Raw genomic sequence first — 20601 nt, forward strand, 5'->3', positions numbered from 1 at the left:
AATCTTGTGCTTTTGTCATGCTGGTGGAGAATAAGCTAAACTCTTAGATCTGGCTCAAGATAAAGTTAATGTTTTTCACTAAATGAATGTAAGGGGGATTAATAGCCCCCTCACATTCATTTTTCTAGAAAATATCAGGATAAACACTTCCAGAATCTACAATCTGCCAACCCCTTGATGTTTTGCCCAAAAGAAGATTAATTTGCCAGCCTATTCGACAGTGACTCAGAATTTCCTCCGGAAGTCTCAACTCAACCATTTCAATTTCAGAAGATAGAGTTGATAAAATAAGCTTTCCCGGCATGATTTCCTCTATCGTAAAATAATCGTCTATTTCCATGTTCCAGGATCTTGGAGGATGAGAGTGAGCATATTCGTATAATAGACGCGCTAACCGCTCAGCAGCGGGTAGCACTCGACTAGCTTCCGCCGCATAGTTCATAGCTTTTTTAGCCTTAACTTTGCTGATAGCTCCCTTGTCACTTAGCCACTTAATAAGCCGTTTGGTCACAGTTCCCGAATAGCGAAGAAGCGACTCTGATGCCGCTACTCGTCTTATCATAAAATCCCCTAAAAAGGTTGAGAGAACCAATACAACCTTTTCAGGCCCGAAGATAGAACAAAATTCAAGCTTTTTCCGCTCGTAAAGCCGTTCGTAAAGTTGCGATTCGGCTTCCGATAGAAAACCATATCCGTAGCTGTCAAGGCAGTGTTCCAGGAGCTGGATAACTACGTAGTAGTTTCGAAAGGTGGCAGGCCTTAATCTTCTGCGTTCTTCTTCAAGAAATTCTTCGAAAAGATCCTTTATGCTTGGTTTTTCTGGGGTAGGGAAAGGAATTACTTGTCCCCGCTGATTTCCCATAGTCATTCCCTGTCTTTGGTAAGGTTTTACATGAAGCCAACGACCCAAACTAACCTTTCGCTTTATATCTTTGTTCCACACTGAGGGCAATACTTAAATGAAGGGTCAAGCAATGTGTTGCAGGATGGGCATCTTAGAGGCTCCGTTGCTCGACGCCAGCCATCCCCCCGATAAGCCTGCTCTTCGGGAACAGTGAAACCGCAGCGGTCACATATGATCAGGGGTTCACCCTTTTTTATGCGAACAATAGGGATAAAAAAAAGACTTATATAGTGGTCTATCCGCTTAAGACGAGCCTGAGTAAGGCCGCAATTGGGACATAACCTTGGAGTATCGTCAATTGTAACCGTCTTTGGCTGGACTCCCCCGATGAAAAAGAAAAACATATTTTTTCAGTTTCCTCCCTCTGTTTCAGGGCTTTTGTTGCACCATTGCTTTTTTAAATTCCATCACCATGTTGTCAAGAATTCTAAGTAAATCGATGTTGTCTTGATGTTCTTCAATGGTTTTTTCAAAAGCACTTCCAATAACTACTCCATCGGCAATCTGCGCAATGCGAGCCGCTTGAGCAGGAGTTGATACACCAAACCCAACACAAACAGGCACAGTTGTCATGGTCTTGATCAATTGAACCATGCGAGATATTTCGTTGTAATCAAGATTGTCTCTGGGGTTGCTGCCTTTTGAGGAAGGGAGAATTTCTTCACTGCCTGTAACACCAGTTTTGGAAATCAAATAAACAAAGCCAGATGAATCCTTGAGTATTTCTCCCATTCGCTCGGGCGTTGTCGTGGGAGCGATAAGCCTTATGAAACTGAACAGTTCTGGTGTCCAGCCATTCCACTTTTCTGTAAATTCTTTTGATTCTTCAGGTGGAAGATCCACTACTAAAACTCCGTCAACTTCTGATTCCAGTGCGTTCTTGTAGAAACGATCTCCACCATAGCGAAAAAGAGGATTATAGTAGCTAAAGAGAATTACTGGTGTTTCTATGTTGTCCTTTCTGAGCCTTTTTACAAATTCGAAAGCTTTTTGAAGAGTCATTCCTGCTTTGAGAGCTCTCATGGATGCACGCTGTATTACAGGTCCGTCGGCTGTGGGATCGGAAAAGGGCATTCCCAATTCGAGGATATCCACCCCGGCTGTGCAGAGAGTTTTTGCTATTTCAAAGGATTTTTCGATTGAAGGGTCTCCAGCGGTTATGTATCCTACGAGAGCTTTTTCTCCTTTTTCTCTTAACTTACCAAACACTTTTCCTATGCGATTCATGGTTGCCACCTAACCTTTCTTTTCAAGTGTAAGTTGATCACGAAAAGACTTCAAAAAACATTAAGACGGCTGGTTTCGATATCGCCACACCATTTCAAGATCTTTGTCTCCTCTTCCGGAAAGATTTACTATGAGCACATCATCTGGTTTTCTTTGCCTGGCTTCCACCATAGCCCAGGCAAGGGCGTGAGCACTTTCAAGCGCCGGGATGATTCCTTCGTAGCGAGAAAGCGCGTCGAAAGCATCAAGAGCTTCATCATCCCTAACGGACACATAGTGAACTCGACCGATCTCTTTAAGATAGGCGTGTTCTGGTCCCACGCCGGGATAATCAAGTCCTGCCGCTATTGAGTGAGCTTCTCTGATCTGCCCATGTTCGTCCTGAAGGACGTAGGACTTAGATCCGTGAAGCACACCGACCTCACCGGCTCCGAGGGTTGCCGAGTGTTTTCCCGTCTGAAGTCCTTTTCCTGCCGCTTCGACCCCGATCATTTCCACAGGATCATCCAGAAAGGCGTAAAAAAGCCCCATAGCGTTGCTTCCCCCACCTACGCAGGCTATGAGACAATCCGGCAGGCGTCCTATAGCTTCCTGCACCTGGGATTTTGCTTCTTCCCCGATGACTTTTTGAAATTCCCTCACCATGAGTGGATATGGGTGAGGACCTGCGACGGAGCCGATGACGTAAAAAGTGTCTCGAACCGTCTGAACCCAGTAACGCATCGCCTCATTCATGGCGTCCTTGAGAGTTCCCGTGCCGCTTGCTACAGGCACCACTCTTGCTCCCAGGAGTTCCATTCTTTTTACATTCGGCGCCTGGCGCTTTACGTCTTCCGTTCCCATGAAAACCGTGCACTCCATTCCAAGAAGAGCCGCGGCAGTGGCGGTGGCCACACCGTGCTGACCTGCTCCGGTTTCTGCAATAATTTTCCGCTTGCCCATGCGCTTTGCAAGAAGAGCCTGTCCAATAGTGTTGTTGATTTTGTGGGCTCCGGTGTGAGCAAGATCTTCTCGTTTGAGAAATATTCTGGCTCCACCAGCATATTCAGAAAGCCTTTTTGCATAGTATAAAGGCGTAGGACGCCCAACATAGGTTTTTAAGTAGTAGTTTATTTCATCAAGAAAGCTCTGATCATGGCGGTAAGTCATAAAGGCTTCCTCAAGTTCCAGGAGTGCGGGCATGAGAGATTCCGCTACATAACGTCCCCCATAAATACCAAAATGACCTCTTTTGTCTGGAACCAGTTCCCGAATTTTCACCGTTTCTGCCTTTTTTGCACAGACTGTCATCATGTCCTCCCTTTTTCTGAAAACACTGGTTTAACTTCCCAGCTTATTTCTGTTGAGTCCACAACTCTTATGAGAGTTTCTATAAGCTTTGGATCTTTTATCCCTGGAGATTTTTCTACGCCAGAACTTACGTCAACCCCGTCGGCCTGGGAGTGCCTGAGAGCTTCTGAAGCATTTTCTGGACTTATACCTCCTGCGATGAGATAGGGTTTACCGTATTTTCTTAGTTCACTTGCATCTTTCCATGTCCAGGACTCTCCTATACCACCCAATCCCTTCCCACCACGTTCGGCAAGAAAGGCCGAAGCGCTTGATGATTTGGCTCTGGTAAAAGATGGTTCTCTCGCATGAAAAAATGCTTTTATGACCGTAATTTCTCTGGACTCAAGTTCTCGAATCAGTTCATCCGGCTCATTTCCGTGTAACTGAACTGTTCTGATTCCTGTTTTTTCAACAATTCTCAAAACATCTTCAAGATCTGGATTTACGAAAACGCCAACAACTACGCCTTCAAAAGCAAGACTTATTTCCTTAGCTCGATTTACCTCTACAAAACGTGGACTCCGTGGATAAAAGACGCATCCAATGGCGTCCACCCCAATTTTTGAACAGAATTCTGCATCTTCCGGACGTGTGATGCCGCAAATCTTAACCTGCACCGGTCTCATGTTAATCAATCCCTCGCAAATGCTTTATCATCTGCCCCGGATCTTCTGATTTCATGATAGACTCACCAACCAGGAAGCATCTAATACCGGTTCCGGTTGTGATCTTTTCTATGTCTTCACGCTTATGAATGCCGCTTTCGGAAACTCCTATGTGAAGCTTGGGATCAAGATATCCAGCAAGGCGAAGGGTGGTTTCAAGGGAGATGGTAAACGTTGTAAGATCGCGATTATTTATGCCGATAATGGTTGCTCCGGTGCTGAGAGCCTTTTCCATATCGGCTTCGTCATGAGTTTCAACCAGAACGTCAAGGGAAAGTTCGTCGGCCAGGGCAATAAGATCAGCAAGTTCTGATTCTGAAAGAATTCGAGCGATCAAAAGAACAGCATCGGCATTCCATGCGGCAGTTTCGTAAAGCTGGTAAGTGTCCAGGATAAAATCTTTTCTCAGGACGGGAATTTCTACAGATTTTTTCACAGTAGCAAGATCGTCAAGGCTTCCCTGGAAAAACTTCTTTTCGGTAAGAACCGAAATCGCCGATGCTCCCGCCGATTCGTAAGTTTTGGCCCATAGAGGCACACTAAAGTCCGATCGAATAAGCCCCTTCGATGGCGATGCTCGTTTGATTTCAGCAATTATGTGAATTCCGTTTCCGATTTTGGAAATGGCTTTACGAAATGGACGTTCGTTTTTCCTGAGTTTTGCGAATTCTTCCGCCCTGGGTATGAGTCCGCTCATGGGCATGCGGCGTTTTGCATCTGCGAGTTCTTCCTTCTTCCAGTTCAGGATTTCTTGCAGACGATTAGATTTTGTCATGTCTTGTTTGCCTCCAGCAATCCTGATCAGGAAGCAGATTGGGTAAAGTCTATCAGCGCCTTGAGCTTACCCAAGGCAGCTCCACTGTCTATGCTTTCTCTGGCAAGATTGATCCCTTCCCGAACAGTTTCAGCCTTGCCTGCAGCCATCAAGGCAAAGGCGCTGTTAATAAGCACAACGTTTCGCTTGGGACCCTGTTCGTCTCCGCTAAGTATTGACTGAAGAATAGCAGCGTTTTCTGTGGGGTTACCTCCCTTAAGGGATTCTTCATCTGCGCGTTCGCCGAAGTAATGTTCTGGATAAACATCGTAGGTTTTTATGATACCGTTTGCAAGTTCGGTTACTCGAGTGGGCGCACAGACTGAAACTTCGTCCAATCTATCATGTCCGTGAACTACGAAGGCTCGCCTAGCCCCCAGGCTCTTAAGAGCATTAGCAAACATTTCCGTTAGCTCTGGTGCATAGACTCCTATAAGCTGACAGTGAGCTCCGGCGGGGTTTGTAAGTGGACCCAACATGTTGAAAAGGGATCTGATGCCAAGTTCTTTGCGAGGTTTTGCCGCATGTTTCATAGCGCCATGGTAAAGTGGGGCAAAAAGGAATCCGATGCCGATTTCATGGATCGCTTCTTCAACTACTTCTGGCGGCACGTCCAGCTTTACACCTAAAGCCTCCAGAACATCGGCGCTTCCACAGGAACTCGATACCGATCTGTTACCGTGTTTTGCTACCGTAACACCACATCCGGCAACCACAAAGGCTGTGGTGGTTGAAATGTTAAACGTATTGGCTCCGTCTCCGCCAGTTCCGCAGGTGTCCACAATAGTTGAAGCCACAATTTGAAGTTTTTTTGCTTTAGTTCGCATTGATCTAGCCGCACCGGAAAGCTCCTCGGCTGTTTCCCCCTTTGTAGCCAGTGCCGCCATAAAGGCGCCTATTTGAGCTTCAGTCAGCTTTCCTTCAAACAGTTCATCCATGGTTTTCATCATCGTCTCTTCTGACAGGTTTTCCTTTACAACTATTTTTTTCAGAACATTGGAAAACATAGCGTTTCCTCCTGAGCGAGTTTTGATCTATAGGAACGCACAACCGTGCGTTCTAGCTAGCCTGATAGCCGATTCCCGTTTGTGACCATTTCTTTAAAGTTCCTGAGAATTCTTTTTCCCACGGGTGTACCTATAGATTCTGGATGGAACTGGATGCCTTCTATTGGGTAAACTCGGTGACGAATACCCATGATTTCTCCATCATCTGCTACTGCACTGATTTCGAAAAATTCTGGGAGACTTTCTTTCTCTACGGCAAGAGAATGATAGCGCATAGCAGGGAAGGGTTTGGTGATGCCTTGAAAGATAGTTTTTCCGTCTGTTGTCACCATGGAAGTTTTTCCGTGCATAAGCCTTCTAGCGAAGGTAATGATTCCGCCAAAGGCCTTTGCAATAGCTTGATGCCCCAGGCATACGCCGAGAATGGGCACTACCCCTGCAAAACGTCTTATAACGTCGATAGTGATACCTGCTGATTCGGGTCGCCCAGGTCCTGGGGAAATGACAATACCCTGGGGACGCATCCGAATCAGTTCGTCCACCGATATAGCGTCGTTTCTAAAGACTTTAAGTTCACAACCCATATCCCCGAGATACTGGGCAAGGTTGTAAGTAAAAGAATCGTAGTTATCTATCAGGACGATCATTGATGAAATCCTCCTTTATGTTGTTTGTTGCTGTATGAGCAAGGATGAGCTCTGGTAGTCTTGCAAGAGCTCTTTCCATGGCTTTTGCCTTATGGATCGTCTCAAGCCTTTCTCTTTCCGGATCCGAATCCGCCACGATACCGGCTCCCGCCTGCACAGTTAGCACTCCGTTTTTGATTGCGGCTGTTCTTATGGTTATCGCCATGTCCATGTTCCCCTGAAATGACACATATCCAACCGCTCCACCGTAGGGACCTCTAGGACGACCTTCCAGATCGGCGATTATCTGCATAGCTCGCACTTTTGGCGCTCCTGTAAGAGTTCCAGCAGGGAAGGTCGCTTTGAAAAGATCCCATGCATCAAGCCCCTTTTTAAGTTCCGCCTGAACGTGAGACACAAGGTGCATAACGTGGGAATATCGCTCCACAACCATGTATTCTGTGACTTGCACTGTGCCCATTTCGGCGACTCGCCCCAGATCGTTTCTTCCGAGGTCAACAAGCATAACGTGTTCTGCTCGTTCCTTTTCGTCCTGGAGTAATTCGTCAGAAAGTCGCCGGTCTTCTTGCTCTGTTGCACCTCTGGGTCTTGTCCCTGCAATGGGTCTCAGGGAAGCTATGCCTTTTTCAAGCCTCACCATGGTTTCCGGGGATGAACCCACAAGAGTTGTATCGCCCAGTCGGCAAAAGAAGAGATAGGGAGATGGATTTATGAAACGCTGAAGGCGATAAAGAAGCCATGGATCAGGAGCGTTAGAACAGATAAACGGCTGAGAAAGGACTATTTGAATGGCTTCACCCTCAGCAATAAATCGTTTTGCCTGAAGAACTGCGTTTCTGAAGTCTTCTGGTTGAACGGGAGAATGCAACTCAAAGGATAAATTCACCTGTGATGAGTGTATAGGGAGATAGCCCAGGTGTTTGCTCATTATGAGTTGGTAAAGCTCTTCCAGGCGTTCTTCACCTTCTCTAGCAATTTCCAACGTTGGTTGATCGCGGGCTGGTAGCACAAGGCTTATCAAAGTTATAGTATGGCGACGATTGTCAAAGACGATGATGTCTGACGGGAGGACGAAGTGAGCCATGACGGCATCTTCAGGGAGGAGATTTGGAACGGGTTCAAAGAAAGAGATCATTTCGTAACAGACGTATCCGACGAGTCCCCCCCAGAATCTGGGGAGTGCCGAGAGATCGAAAAGCTCTGGAGGCGGTGCGGAAAATCCCTTCATGAATGTCCGCAGAACTTCAAGTGGATCTCCCTTGTGCTCCTGCACAATAGTGGAGCTGTCTTTTGAGGAGCTAATCTCAACGGTTTTTTTGAATACTTTGATGTGATAATGAGTGCCAACCCCAAGAAAGCTGTATCTTCCCCATCGTTCACCTCCCTCGACGCTTTCCAGAAGAAAAGTTCCGTCGCGATGATACACACGCTTAAGCATGGACACGGGAGTTTCTATGTCTCCTAGCGTTTCAGTAAAGAAAGGAATGACAGGTTGAACCGATGGAATCCTTCTAAAATGATCCATAAGGCGTTCTAAGGTGTTGATATCAGGAAACGATCTTATGCGCATTGTTTAATTGCTCCTTCCTGGAATGTGTTGGTTTGATCATTTGATTCAAGGCTTTTCATTGCTTCGTTTATTATCCGCAAGTGATGCATGAGTTCAGCGAATTCTTCTAGAGTAAGCGACTGAGGACCATCGCTTAGAGCTTTCTCAGGACTGTTGTGCACTTCAACCATAATGCCGTGAACACCAAGACTGCAGGCGGCTCGACTAAGCGGTATAACCTGTTCTCGGCGTCCTGAAGCGTGGCTGGGATCAATAATCACAGGAAGGTGGCTTTCCTTCATGACGAAGAGAGCTGCGGAGAGATCCAGGGTATTTCTACTGTGGTTGCCGAAAGCCCTGATTCCCCGCTCGCAGAGTATAACCTGGCTGTTTCCTTCATGAAGGATATATTCGGCTGCCATAAGCCATTCTTCCACAGTTGATGACATGCCTCGTTTTAACAATACGGGCTTTTTGGATTTTCCGGCTCGTCTGAGAAGCGAAAAATTTTGCATATTTCGCGCGCCGATTTGAATGACATCGCAGTATTCTTCCACGATATCGAAGAGTTCATGGTCGAGCGCTTCAGATATAACGGGCATACCTGTCTCTTCACGAACTTTTGCGAGAATCTTCAGCCCTTTTTCTCCAAGCCCTTGAAAAGAATAGGGGGATGTTCTTGGTTTATAGGCACCACCTCTGAACATTGTGGCTCCTTGAAGCTTTACGTGATGAGCGATGGTTAGGGCTTGGGTTTCACTTTCGATGGCACAGGGTCCTGCGATGACAGCAAACTCCATGTTTTTCCCTATGAAGCATGAACCTGCCTGGACCATTGTATCACGAGGGTTGAATTCTCTACTTACAAGTTTGTATGGCTTTGTGACGGGGATGGTTTCTTTAACACCCGGGCAGGAATCGAATAAAGCGGGGTCTATGGGGTGATCATTTCCTACGATCCCAATAGCTGTTCGTTCTCTACCTGGTATTGGGCGAGCGTCATAGCCGGCTTTTTGGGCTTTTTCTATGACTCTTTGTATGTCCTCCTCGGAAGCATTTTTTTTCATTACCACCAACATTGGTGCTCTCCTTCCTGAACTGAGTTGTTCCTAAATAAAAAAGCCGTGGGGGAAATCATCCCACGGCTTTAAAAACACGAAAGCCGTGGGAATCTCTGGGACTCCCACGGCTTTTGCCTGCTATTTTAATCTAATCACCCAACGGCGCACCCGTGGTGAGTCCCTTTTATGGGCCACCACCAGCGCCAGTTTTTAACATTGAGTGATATATTTTTATTTTCCATTTTCTGCCTCCTCAGCCATCCTTCTAATCCAAATAGATTAGGTTAGTCAAGAGCAAATCAAGGTGTTCGAAAATTCTTTATCAAATGAAAAATCTATCATCTTTGCTTTTAGTTCCATTATTGTTGGACAATACGACAAGCTAAAAACCAAACTGATATGAGAAATAAAGCCTTATACCCTTTTCTCTAAGTAGCTCTCTTATTTGAGGCGGAGTTTGATAAGTTACAGCAATTAGTATGCGATCCCCTGGGAAAAGATGCTCTATTTTTGCAAGTTTTTTAAGAAAATCTTCAACGTCTTTCTTTTTGAATTGGCTCTTACACTCGCCTATTATCCAGACTGTTTTTCCGTCTTTGTAACCCTTCCCGAGAATGTTAACTTCTTCGTATCGTCCGGGCCCAAGTTCTACAAAGTCTCTCTTTAGATCCTCAACATCAATACCTTCGTCTTTTTTAAGCAATCGTGGAAGATACACAAAAGCTCGATCTTCCAAAACATATCCAACCGAGTGGGAAAGTTTACCAAGCTCTTCTCTGGTTTTTCTATGTTCCCCGACAAGCTTTTTTAGCTCTTCCTCGGTTTTCTTCTGAGCTTCAGCCAGTTCATTGAGTCTTTGTTCAGTTTTCTTCTGGGCTTCAGCGAGTTCATTGAGTCTATGTTCGGTTTTCTTTTGAGCTTCGGCGAGTTCATTGAGTCTATGTTCGGTTTTCTTTTGAGCTTCAGCGAGTTTTTTAACTATTTCCTTGAGTTCGTTGAATTCCCTTTTGGTTACGGACTCCTCTCTTTGCCGCTCAATTTCTTCTACAAGAGTAATCAAGACGTCCCGAAGGTCTGGTGGGACTTTTTCTAGTTTTCTGAGAAATGTTACGCTAATCATTTTCAAGTCTAGCCTCGAGCGAATTTTATGTCGATATTAATTAATAGTCCAATATTTAGGACATTTCCACAAAATTTTGTGGCTGTTCCAGAGTTTGTTGTTGAAGATGGTATGAATTTGTGGTTAAGCCATAAGGGCTGTAAGGTTAAAGGAAGCTCTAGCTATGAAAGTTATCCGCTATCTAATACTTGTTGTTACTACAAGATGTAACCTCCAGTGTCGGTATTGTTATAACGGTGAGATTTGCTATACAACTGATATGCCAGAGAATATCCTCAGGCAAGCCCTAGAGATCGTTGGTGAAGGCAAAAGTCCTATTCATATTCAAATAACCGGGGGAGAACCTGCTCTTGTGCCGAATAAAATCGATGTGATCTTGGAAAGTGTTCGAAAGAAGCTGGCAAGGCCGTATACTGTTGGGATTCAAACTAATGGAACCCTGATTAGTCCAGATCTAGCTAAAAAATTTAAAATGTACGGAGTTCAAGTTGGAATTAGCCTGGATGGTCCCCCTGGAATTAACGAAGTTTTAAGGGGTAAAACAGGGGCTACCTTGCGAGGAATGGCGATCCTTGAACATTACAGGGTGCCTTTTTGGATAACAACAGTGGTTACAGCTCAAAATCTCCCATTTTTGGACAAACTTGCCTATATGCTTGCTGGATTCAAGGAAGTTAAGGGAATTGGATTGGATCTTCTGGTTAGGAAAGGACGAGCTTTCTCCAGTAGCGAAATTGCTCTACCGGAACCCAATGAACTACGTAAATCTGTCAAATCTTTCCTTATGGCTTTAGATGAGATAAATCGTAGACGCTCTGTGCCGATAGTTCTGAGAGAACGGGAAAAACTCAAAAAAGCTCTTGCTGGTTTTCGCCAAAGTTTTTTCTGCCACGCTTCTAAGGGAGAAAGCATGGCTGTGATGCCAGACGGATCGATCTTCCCTTGCGGGCAAACTGCCGGGGATCCAAAGTTTTTTGCAGGAACAGTATGGAACTTTGATAGAGAAAAGCTTGGTTCTCTTGGTTCCTTTAGAGTTTCTGAAAGCGTGTGTAAAGACTGCTCACTGGAAAAAGTCTGTCCTGGTGATTGTCCAAGCCGTGTAACTTATAATGGGCAGGATGCGAATCTTATATGCAGCATATATCGGGTAATATCGGAAGTGATGTCCCAAAAAGGGAGTTTTAAATAGATGAAAAATGCATTGAGGATTGGCCTGATTCATCTTGCGGTGGCTCATAAACGATTTGAAAATAACTTTAACGATCTTATGAAGCTTATAGATCAAGCCATTAACCATGGTGCACAGATTGTTGTGACACCAGAACTTGCCCTTTCCGGGTATTCCTTCCGTAGCCGTAGCGATATACTACCTTATACTGAATCCGCAAATGGGCCGGTTATTTCGAAACTTTCTCAGGTGGCAAGGGGTTCTTCTGTATATATATGTATAGGTGTTGCAGAAAGAGATGATAAAACCGGAATAATTTATAACTCTGCTTTCGTGATCAATCCCAATGGTGAGGTTGTTTGTCGCTACAGAAAAATCAGCGCTGAAAGTAGATGGGCTTGTTCCGGGAGTCCTTATCAGGACAATGTGTTTGAAACTCCATGGGGACGAGTGGGAGTGTTAATTTGCGCAGATTCTTACTATGGCTTGATACCACGCTGCACTGTTCTAAGGGGAGCTGATTTGATCATAGTTCTTGCAAACTGGCCTCCATCTGGCATGGATCCAAGGGAATTGTGGCGTGCTAGAGCTATCGAAAACGGGATCTTCGTTGTTGCTTGTAACCGAAGTGGAATTGATCTCATAATGGACTGTTGTGAAGCCCCATCCTGTGCGTATGATCCCGTGGGAAGATCAATTTTTGAGGGAATCAGTAAGGATTCAACTGTTTTCTTGGTAGATCTTCCCCTTTCAGGAAATGGTCGCCTGGAGAACGGTTACCGAGAAGATCGTCTGAAGACCCGTTCTCTGGATTTATACAGAGAATGTGCGTTGAATCTATGGCCGGTTCGAGATCTTACTTCTTTTCTGGGACTTCCGGCTTGCGGAATGCTTTCCACTGTTTGTGTAGTGCCTGCCGAAAATGAACACCCTGTTGAGGCCCTGAATAGATTGATGAAGCATCAAGCAATACAGAAAGGAGCTTTATGCATTCTCCCGGCTTTCGAATCTAGCGATGTAATTCTGGAAGCCCTCAGGTCTGTAACCAAGGTTAGTCAAATCGGAATATTGTGGCGTGATGGGTATATTAGTGGAAATGGCTACATAATGATAAAAGATGGGGATGTCGTTAGATATGATGAGTTTCTGACAGGTGGAAGTGGAGAAAGAGCTCTACCAGAGTTTGATTTTGGCCCGGCAAGGATTGCAATTGCACCTTTTAAAGTTCTCGAGCATCCCGAAGTGGCTGTGGCGTTAGCCAAAAAGGGATGTGACATAGCAGTGTCATCAGAGTGGTTTCTTGAAGGGGAGTGGAGGATCATCGGAGGGGTGCGGACAGTTGAAAATATTGCAGTAGCAATATGTGGTTCGAATGGAGCTGGTATTTGGATTCCTCCGCATGGGCATGAACGATGGGGAGAAGTAATCGCTGGTAGAGGTGAATACTGTTTATTCAATGTTGATACTTCCCACACAAGGTGTAAACGCTTCCAGGATCGTGTGGATTTTGAACTTCTTCTAAGGGGCGAAAAACAATAAATAGTGCTAATTTTCGGACATCCTCTCCAAAGTGTAGGAGCGACTGGCCGGTCGCCCCAAAAAAACGGACAGCAAGGCTGCCGTCCCTCTCGAGACAGCGGTAGAAAATATTGAGAGGGTCGTCGTCCTCGGCGACCAATACACTTTTATCGGTGTATTTCTAGAACATGCTCCAAAAAGGTGAGGGTGTTCAAAAAGCGGGCGATATGTTCGTAGCACCGGCCATTCCACGATATAGGTTTATACGTGTAGAAGATATTGTAGGGGCGCACGGCCGTGTGCCCTACACTAAAACATCATTAAAGAAACACTGCCTACATAATTGGTCTCTCATTTTTGGGGAGCAGTTCACTGCTGCAAAGGGCTAATTGACACATTGCCCCAAAAACCCAAAACGCAGTTGGAGCACTTAATTTATGGAACATCCTCCAAAAAGGTTGACTTTCTGCCAAAAATACGTATAAAAAAGCCAAGCTTGTTAGCTGGAAGGCGCCCGTAGCTCAGCTGGACAGAGCGTCGGACTTCGAATCCGCAGGCCGCAGGTTCGAATCCTGCCGGGCGTACCATTGAAAAGTGGTTTATCTCCGATTTGGGCCGTTAGCTCAAAAGGTAGAGCAGCTGACTCTTAATCAGTTGGTTCGGGGTTCGAGTCCCTGACGGCCCACCAGTTTATTTAGATCTCGAAAAAATGGTGGCGAATCGAATCAGGAAAAATAAAGGCATCATGAGCCTTTTCAAAACAGATCATCTTCTGGAACCTAAATGTGATCAGCCGCAAGCCATCAAAAGGCTTGTTGAGGGACTTCAGAAGGGCCTTAAATTTCAGACTCTCCTTGGAGTAACCGGTTCGGGCAAAACTCTCACTATGGCTCATGTTATTGCTCAGATCCAGCGCCCAACCCTAATTATCGCTCCTAACAAAACCCTTGCGGCTCAGCTCTACGGAGAATTCAAAGCCTTTTTTCCTCACAACGCTGTTGAATACTTTGTGTCCTATTATGATTACTATCAGCCAGAAGCTTATATACCTCAAACCGATACATATATCGCCAAAGATGCTTCCATTAACGACACAATCGACAAGATGCGACATAGCGCTACCAGAGCCCTCCTCGAGCGGCGCGATGTAATTATTGTAAGTAGCGTTTCCTGTATTTATGGATTGGGAGAACCTGAAGAATATCGACAAATGCTTTTATGGCTGAAGGAAAATGAAACAGCTTCCAGAGAGGCTATCATAAAAAAGCTTGTAGAAATACAGTATCAGCGAAACGACACCGATTTTAAGCGAGGATGCTTTAGAGTTCGTGGTGATGTGATAGATGTTTTTCCATCTCATCAGGAAGATCTGGCGGTTAGAATCGAACTCTTTGGAAACTGGGTTGAAAGTATCCGCGAGTTTGATCCACTTACGGGAAAAACTATACGTAAGCTCACCGAAATAGCTATTTATCCTGCAACACACTATGTAACAAGTCGAGAAAAGCTGGAGCGGGCGGTTAAGTCTATCGAAGAAGAACTCGAAGAGCGGCTTAAGGAATTGCGAGCCCAGGGAAAACTCCTTGAAGCTCAGCGTCTTGAAGAAAGAACCAGACTGGATATAGAAATGCTCCTTGAACTTGGTTACTGTCAGGGGATCGAAAATTATTCACGCCATCTTACCGGTAGAAAACCGGGTGAACCTCCCCCAACTCTTATAGACTATTTCCCTCCTGACTGGCTTCTTTTTATTGACGAGAGTCATATCACAGTTCCACAACTTCAGGGTATGTATAGAGGAGACCGCTCTCGTAAGCAGACCCTTGTGGAATACGGCTTTCGCCTTCCTTCCGCTCTCGACAATCGCCCTCTATCTTTTGAAGAATTCATTGACCGCGTAAATCAGGTAATATTCGTATCGGCTACTCCGGGTCCTTATGAGTTGGAGGTTAGTGGTGATGCCGTGGTAGAACAAATCATTAGACCTACTGGTCTGGTGGATCCGGTTATAGAAGTAAGACCTGCTCGTAATCAGATTGATGATCTCATATCAGAGATAAGAAAGCGAGTTACCAGAGGACAGCGAGTGCTTGTTACAACTCTTACTAAGCGTATGGCAGAGGATCTCACGGAGTATCTGTCTGAATTAAAGATTCGAGTGCGTTATATGCATTCGGATGTGGACACGCTGGAACGGATTGAGCTTATTCGAGAACTCAGACTGGGAAGCTATGATGTCCTTGTGGGAATAAACCTTCTTCGGGAGGGGCTTGATATTCCGGAGGTGTCTCTTGTTGCGATACTTGACGCCGATAGTGAAGGTTTCCTTCGTTCAGAACGATCGTTGATACAAACTGCCGGAAGAGCCGCTCGAAATGTTGACGGAACAGTTATTCTTTACGCTGACCGAATTACCAGATCCATGGCTAAGGCTATTGAGGAAACAAATCGCCGAAGACAGATTCAGCTTGCTTACAATGAGGCTCATGGCATTATTCCAAAGACCATTGAAAAGGATGTCCACGATGTTTTGGCTCCTTACAGGGCTGGAATAGAGGAAAAAATAGGGATAAGTGATTCTGACGCGGCTGTTATGGAAGAACAAGCTGGTTGGAGCAGGGAAGACCTTGATGAACACATAAGAGAGATGGAACGGGCCATGCGTGAAGCTGCGGAGAGACTTGAGTTTGAGAAGGCGGCAGAACTACGGGACAAGATTAAAAAATTGAAATATCTTCAGCTTATGACCCAGAGCTAACTCTATTTTAGGTTGAAAAGTCTGTGCAAGAATCCAGGATTTCCGCCTCTACATCGTAATCGTGAGTTTTTGTAATCCGTGCCGGAACTATGGAACCAGGCTTAGCAGTGCCGGATGTTATAGTAACGATTCCATCGATTTGAGGTGCCTGAGAAGGAAGCCTTCCTGCCAAAAGCAAGTCTGAGTCCGGATGGGGACCATCAATTATTATAGGAAGTATTTTCCTTTTGTATTGTCTAAGCTTTCTTCGGGATATTTTTCTTTGTATTTTGTAGAGAGTTTTCAGTCGAGTGCGCTTAATTCTGTCGGGCACTTGATTTGGTAGTTTAGCAGCTCTGGTGCCCTGTTCTGGAGAAAAAGCAAATACACCAATATGATCTATTTCCATTTGTTCAACGAAATTCACTAGTTCCTCAAATTCTTTTTCTCCTTCTCCCGGGAATCCGACCATAAAGGTAGTGCGAAGGGTTATGTCAGGTATGAAAGATCTGATCATTTCTATAACTTCTGCAGGATGTTGAGCTATTCTTTTTCTTCCCATGGCTGCGAGCAGGGTAGGGGAAACGTGTTGAAAGGGTATATCTAGATAAGGCAAAATTTTTGAAGATGATTTTATAGTAGCAAGCAGTTTTTCAGTAATGTGTCCCGGGTATGTGTATAATAGCCTGATCCATCGAATAGATGTTAGAGTTTCAAGAGCTTCCAGGAGTTTTATTAATTGATCAGAACTTCCCCAATCTCGCCCGTAAGAAGCCACATCCTGTGCTATAAGAATAATTTCAGGAATTCCAAGTTCGTTTAGCATTCGTGCTTCCTGAAGGATGTCATTCAAAGGGCGGCTTCTCAGGGGACCTCTAATTTTGGGAATCATGCAGTAAGTGCAGACGTTACTGCAGCCTTCGGATATTTTAAGATAGGCGTAAGACTTATCAGTTGATACAGCGCGGAATAGAAAAGATTGATGGCTTACCTTATCGGGACGTGAAACTAGAAGGGAAGGGTGATTGGAATCTAAAACCAGAGCTATGTCCTCATAGTGGTTTGTTCCCAGGAATAGATCTACTTCGGGCATTAGAGTGGTTAACTTTTTGCCGTAGCGTTGAACCATGCAACCGGTTACCACAATTTTTTTACATCTTCCCTTATCTTTCCAGGTGGCTAAGGTAAAGATGTGATCGATAGCTTCTTCAACGGCTGATTCTATAAATCCACAGGTGTTGATAACAATGATATCAGCTTGAGCTGGATCGGTTACGGGTGATAATCCCGACCGGATGAGAATTCCCAGCATTCGCTCACTGTCAACAAGGTTTTTATCGCATCCAAGGCTGACTAAATAAACATTCATGGGAAATGAGTTTATGGGAGGGGATTGAATAAAAGTTAAAGGTGCCGCAAAGCGGCACCTTCTTGCTTAGGGAATTTTATTTTTGTTCTTCCGGTTTTACTAGCTCAATAAGGCACATTGGCGAACCATCTCCTCGCCTGAAACCCATTTTAACTATGCGAGTGTATCCACCCTGTCGCTGAGCATACCGAGGAGCGATTTCGGCAAAGAGCTTATGAACAACTTTTTTGCTTCGGACGAAGGCAAGAGCCTGTCGTCTGGCGTGAAGATCACCACGCTTGCCGAGAGTGATCATGTGCTCAGCAAATTTCCTTATTTCCTTTGCCTTTGGCACCGTGGTCACAATTCGCTCATGGTCGAGCAAAGACGTGACCATGTTTCTGAACATGGCAAGCCTGTGTTCTGTTTTTCTCCCCAGCTTTCTTCCGGCTACTCTATGACGCATAGCTTTCCTTTTCCCTCTCTCTTTCTTTTCGTTCTAACTCTTCTCTGCTTGGGAATCCCTCTAACTTCATCCCTAGCGACAGACCCATTTCCGCAAGGATTTCTTTGATCTCATTAAGAGACTTCCGACCAAAGTTTTTTGTTTTCAACATTTCGGCTTCGGTCTTCTGAACGAGTTCCCCTATATACTTAATGTCAGCATTTTTCAAGCAATTTGCTGATCTAACTGACAGTTCCAATTCGTCGACTCTGCGAAATAGGTTGTCGTTCCATACAACTTTTTCTTCCTTTGGTGGCTCTTCTTTAGGTATTTCCACATCCTCTTCAAAGTTTATGAAAACAGAAAACTGATCTTTAAGGATTTTTGCGGCATAGGCTAAGGCATCTTCCGGTGTGATGCTTCCATCGGTCCAAACTTCCATTGTGAGACGATCGTAATCTGTCATTTGTCCTACTCGAGCTTGGGTGACCGTATAAGTTACGCGATCAATAGGTGAAAAGATAGCATCTATTGGTATTGTTCCAATAGGCATGTTAGGTTCAGTGTTACGCTCTGCGGGAACATAGCCTTTGCCGGTTTTAACCTTGAGTTCCATTTTAATGTGGGCGTCTTTAGACAGAGTGCAAATGTAATGATCGGGGTTAAGCACTGTAACCAGGGAACTGCCATGAATATCTCCAGCTTTTACAACACCTTTCCCGGTTTTTTCTATACGAAGTGTAGCCGGTTCATCCGTTTTCGATTTGAAACGCACGCCCTTAAGGTTTAGCACTATGTCTGTTACGTCTTCAACCACTCCGGGGATGCTGGAAAATTCGTGAGCCACACCTTCGATCTTGACACTTGTGATAGCACAACCCCTAAGGGATGAAAGCAAAACCCTTCTTAGGGCGTTGCCCAAAGTTATTCCGAAACCTCTCTCAAGAGGTTCGCAAACAAACTTTGCATACCTGTTAGGATCGCCGGGCTTTTCAATTTTCAAACCCTTAGGTTTTATAAGTTCTTTCCAGTTCTTTGCTATATCCATGGTGTATCCTCGTCAATTCATCAACACCAAATTAGCCTCTTTTACTAGAGACAACAAAAACCGGCTTTTAAATCCCTTTGCTACCACATTTGAAGCATTAGGGACCCAACCGGTTTGTAACAGAAAAATCGAGGTGTAGCATTTACTTCGAGTAAAACTCTACGATCAACTGCTCCTGCACGGGTATGTCTATCTCTTCCCTTGTGGGGAAAGTTTTGAAAACTCCCTCGTATTGTTCTCTTTTAAGTTCGAGCCATGGAGACACGCCACGCCTCGGCAAAGCCTCAAGAGCTTCGTTAATTACCGCCAGGCTTCGGCTTTTTTCTCTAACTACGACTACATCTCCCGGCTTTAGAAGGTATGAGGGAATATCTACAGACTTTCCGTTTACCAGGAAATGCCCGTGTCGCACCATCTGTCTTGCTTGAGCTCGAGATTGAGCAAACCCAAGGCGATAGACCACGTTGTCAAGGCGACGTTCAAGCAGGATAAGGAAGTTAGTACCGGTTACACCTTTCTGCCGTTCGGCTTCTTTAAAATACTTTTTAAACTGAGTTTCAGTAAGGCCATAAATACGTCTCAACTTTTGCTTTTCTCTAAGTCGCAGTCCGTAATCCGAAAGCTTTGCTCGGATCTTTCCATGTTGACCGGGAGCGTAGTTCCTTCTTTCGTAAGCGCATTTATCGGAATAGCATCGGTCGCCTTTAAGATATAGTTTCATATTTTCACGACGGCACAACCGACAGGCAGGTCCAGTATATCGAGCCAAGGTTTTTCCTCCCTTCTAACTCATAGAATTTCTTTGCTCATACTCGCCGACGCTTCGGAGGGCGACAACCGTTATGGGGGATTGGGGTAACATCTTTAATAGCGGTGATATTCAACCCAACCGCCTGTAACGCCCTAAGAGCTGCTTCACGGCCAGATCCAGGTCCTTTGATGTGAACCTCAACATTTTGAAGTCCGTGCTCCATTGCTTTTTTTGCCGCAGATTCAGCAGCCATCTGAGCGGCAAAAGGAGTGCTTTTACGAGATCCCTTGAAGTTTTGAGTTCCTGCACTTGCCCAAGAGATCGTATTACCGCTCATGTCGGTTATGGTTACAATCGTATTGTTAAAGGTAGATTGAATATGAGCAATTCCGTTTTGGATGTTCTTTTTTTCTTTCTTTTTTCTAGGTCCTCTCTGCTTAGCCATTGTTCCTCCTGGTCATTTCTACTTTTTCTTCTTTCCGATGAGAGAGCCTCTCGGTCCCTTGCGAGTTCTGGCGTTAGAATGAGTTCTTTGTCCTCTTACTGGCAATCCACGGCGATGTCTGAGACCTCTGTAACACCCCATGTCCATGAGCCTTTTAATGTTCATTGCAACCTGAGTTCTCAGTTCTCCCTCGACCTTGTAGTTTGTATCGATAATCCGGCGTAAAGCAGCAATCTGTTCGTCCGTTAGGTTGTCAGTTCGAGTATTAGGATCTATTCCCGCCTCTTCGATGATTTTCTTAGCCGTGGAACGCCCTATACCGTAAATGTAAGTCAGGGCGATCTCAATACGCTTGTTTTTAGGCAAATCAACTCCTGCGATACGAGCCAACTTTTCTTACCTCCCGCTTATCCCGTTTATCCCTGGCGCTGTTTGTGTTTGGGATTTTCACAAATAACCCTTACGGACCCGTGACGTTTAATAATTCTGCACTTCTTACAAATCCTCTTGACCGACGCTCTAACCTTCATCTTCCCTGCTCCTTACTAATCCTTTACGATTTTGCTCTGTAGATGATGCGTCCTCGAGTCAAATCATACGGCGACAATTCCACTGTAACCTTGTCTCCCGGGAGAATTCTAATAAAATGCATCCGCATCTTCCCAGATATGTGGGCGAGCACTCGATGCCCATTAGGAAGTTCTACTCTAAACATGGCATTTGGAAGCGTTTCTACAACCGTTCCTTCCACTTCAATGGCATCCTCTTTTGGCATGCCTTTCACTTCTCCTTAACTTTGAATTTCCTTGCTTACA

The 20601-nt window shown here is 45.0% G+C and carries 22 protein-coding genes and 2 tRNA genes; 5 read left to right on the plus strand and 19 right to left on the minus strand.

The window, feature by feature from the left end; genetic code table 11:
• Positions 1-124: 124 nt before the first annotated feature.
• The 11 genes from WHS38_02805 to WHS38_02855 form a co-directional block, all read right to left on the minus strand.
• Entirely contained in the window at positions 125-862 is a 738-nt protein-coding gene (locus WHS38_02805; GenBank protein MEJ5299900.1) for a hypothetical protein, read from the minus strand.
• A 62-nt stretch (positions 863-924) separates the two neighbouring features.
• Positions 925-1248, minus strand: a complete 324-nt coding sequence (locus tag WHS38_02810; GenBank protein MEJ5299901.1) for a zinc ribbon domain-containing protein — start codon at positions 1246-1248, stop codon at positions 925-927.
• A 25-nt stretch (positions 1249-1273) separates the two neighbouring features.
• Complete coding sequence (gene trpA / locus WHS38_02815) at positions 1274-2131, minus strand: tryptophan synthase subunit alpha (protein ID MEJ5299902.1); 858 nt, start codon at positions 2129-2131, stop codon at positions 1274-1276.
• A 60-nt stretch (positions 2132-2191) separates the two neighbouring features.
• On the minus strand, positions 2192-3424 hold the full coding sequence (trpB, locus tag WHS38_02820; GenBank protein ID MEJ5299903.1) for a tryptophan synthase subunit beta: 1233 nt from the start codon (positions 3422-3424) through the stop codon (positions 2192-2194).
• Entirely contained in the window at positions 3421-4089 is a 669-nt protein-coding gene (locus WHS38_02825; GenBank protein MEJ5299904.1) for a phosphoribosylanthranilate isomerase, read from the minus strand. Before WHS38_02825 ends, trpB begins: the two co-directional genes overlap by 4 nt.
• Before the next feature lies 1 nt (position 4090).
• A complete protein-coding gene (gene trpC / locus WHS38_02830) occupies positions 4091-4903 on the minus strand; it encodes an indole-3-glycerol phosphate synthase TrpC (GenBank protein ID MEJ5299905.1) in 813 nt (270 codons plus the stop codon).
• Positions 4904-4929: 26 nt separating this feature from the next.
• Positions 4930-5949, minus strand: coding sequence for an anthranilate phosphoribosyltransferase (trpD, locus tag WHS38_02835; GenBank protein MEJ5299906.1), 1020 nt, complete (start codon positions 5947-5949; stop codon positions 4930-4932).
• Positions 5950-6005: 56 nt separating this feature from the next.
• Positions 6006-6596 carry an aminodeoxychorismate/anthranilate synthase component II gene (locus WHS38_02840; protein ID MEJ5299907.1) on the minus strand — a complete coding sequence of 197 codons (591 nt, stop codon included), beginning with the start codon at positions 6594-6596 and terminating at the stop codon, positions 6006-6008.
• Complete coding sequence (locus tag WHS38_02845) at positions 6577-8166, minus strand: anthranilate synthase component I family protein (GenBank protein ID MEJ5299908.1); 1590 nt, start codon at positions 8164-8166, stop codon at positions 6577-6579. Before WHS38_02845 ends, WHS38_02840 begins: the two co-directional genes overlap by 20 nt.
• The gene (gene aroF, locus WHS38_02850) at positions 8157-9224 is read right to left on the minus strand and encodes a 3-deoxy-7-phosphoheptulonate synthase (protein ID MEJ5299909.1); all 1068 of its coding nucleotides are present in this window, start codon (positions 9222-9224) and stop codon (positions 8157-8159) included. The genes WHS38_02845 and aroF overlap by 10 nt, the downstream gene beginning before the upstream one ends.
• Positions 9225-9588: 364 nt before the next feature.
• Positions 9589-10326, minus strand: a complete 738-nt coding sequence (locus WHS38_02855; GenBank protein MEJ5299910.1) for a hypothetical protein — start codon at positions 10324-10326, stop codon at positions 9589-9591.
• Positions 10327-10489: 163 nt separating this feature from the next.
• On the opposite strand from WHS38_02855, the gene WHS38_02860 reads away from it, so the two are divergent.
• From WHS38_02860 to uvrB, 5 genes are all read left to right on the plus strand, one after another.
• On the plus strand, positions 10490-11515 hold the full coding sequence (locus WHS38_02860; GenBank protein MEJ5299911.1) for a radical SAM protein: 1026 nt from the start codon (positions 10490-10492) through the stop codon (positions 11513-11515).
• Positions 11516-13033, plus strand: coding sequence for a nitrilase-related carbon-nitrogen hydrolase (locus tag WHS38_02865; GenBank protein MEJ5299912.1), 1518 nt, complete (start codon positions 11516-11518; stop codon positions 13031-13033). It abuts the gene before it with no gap.
• A gap of 489 nt (positions 13034-13522) precedes the next feature.
• Positions 13523-13599, plus strand: a tRNA-Arg gene (locus WHS38_02870).
• Between the two features lie 25 nt (positions 13600-13624).
• A tRNA-Lys gene (locus WHS38_02875) sits at positions 13625-13700 on the plus strand.
• Between the two features lie 57 nt (positions 13701-13757).
• Positions 13758-15770, plus strand: coding sequence for an excinuclease ABC subunit UvrB (gene uvrB / locus WHS38_02880; protein ID MEJ5299913.1), 2013 nt, complete (start codon positions 13758-13760; stop codon positions 15768-15770).
• Positions 15771-15777: 7 nt separating this feature from the next.
• On the opposite strand, the gene rimO is transcribed toward uvrB, so the two are convergent.
• The 8 genes from rimO to infA form a co-directional block, all read right to left on the minus strand.
• Positions 15778-17118 (minus strand): 30S ribosomal protein S12 methylthiotransferase RimO, encoded by a 1341-nt coding sequence (gene rimO / locus WHS38_02885; protein MEJ5299914.1) that lies wholly within the window; start codon positions 17116-17118, stop codon positions 15778-15780.
• Between the two features lie 76 nt (positions 17119-17194).
• A complete protein-coding gene (gene rplQ / locus WHS38_02890) occupies positions 17195-17563 on the minus strand; it encodes a 50S ribosomal protein L17 (protein ID MEJ5299915.1) in 369 nt (122 codons plus the stop codon).
• Complete coding sequence (locus WHS38_02895; GenBank protein ID MEJ5299916.1) at positions 17553-18590, minus strand: DNA-directed RNA polymerase subunit alpha; 1038 nt, start codon at positions 18588-18590, stop codon at positions 17553-17555. Before WHS38_02895 ends, rplQ begins: the two co-directional genes overlap by 11 nt.
• 142 nt (positions 18591-18732) lie before the next feature.
• Positions 18733-19359 carry a 30S ribosomal protein S4 gene (rpsD, locus tag WHS38_02900; protein ID MEJ5299917.1) on the minus strand — a complete coding sequence of 209 codons (627 nt, stop codon included), beginning with the start codon at positions 19357-19359 and terminating at the stop codon, positions 18733-18735.
• A 37-nt stretch (positions 19360-19396) separates the two neighbouring features.
• Positions 19397-19786 carry a 30S ribosomal protein S11 gene (rpsK, locus tag WHS38_02905; GenBank protein MEJ5299918.1) on the minus strand — a complete coding sequence of 130 codons (390 nt, stop codon included), beginning with the start codon at positions 19784-19786 and terminating at the stop codon, positions 19397-19399.
• An 18-nt stretch (positions 19787-19804) separates the two neighbouring features.
• Positions 19805-20176 carry a 30S ribosomal protein S13 gene (gene rpsM / locus WHS38_02910; GenBank protein ID MEJ5299919.1) on the minus strand — a complete coding sequence of 124 codons (372 nt, stop codon included), beginning with the start codon at positions 20174-20176 and terminating at the stop codon, positions 19805-19807.
• Between the two features lie 26 nt (positions 20177-20202).
• Complete coding sequence (gene rpmJ, locus WHS38_02915; protein MEJ5299920.1) at positions 20203-20316, minus strand: 50S ribosomal protein L36; 114 nt, start codon at positions 20314-20316, stop codon at positions 20203-20205.
• Between the two features lie 23 nt (positions 20317-20339).
• Positions 20340-20561, minus strand: a complete 222-nt coding sequence (gene infA, locus WHS38_02920; GenBank protein ID MEJ5299921.1) for a translation initiation factor IF-1 — start codon at positions 20559-20561, stop codon at positions 20340-20342.
• Between the last annotated feature and the right edge of the window lie 40 nt (positions 20562-20601).

The sequence above is a fragment of the Thermodesulforhabdaceae bacterium genome, assembly GCA_037482015.1.
In the GTDB taxonomy this organism is placed as follows: domain Bacteria; phylum Desulfobacterota; class Syntrophobacteria; order Syntrophobacterales; family Thermodesulforhabdaceae; genus JAOACS01.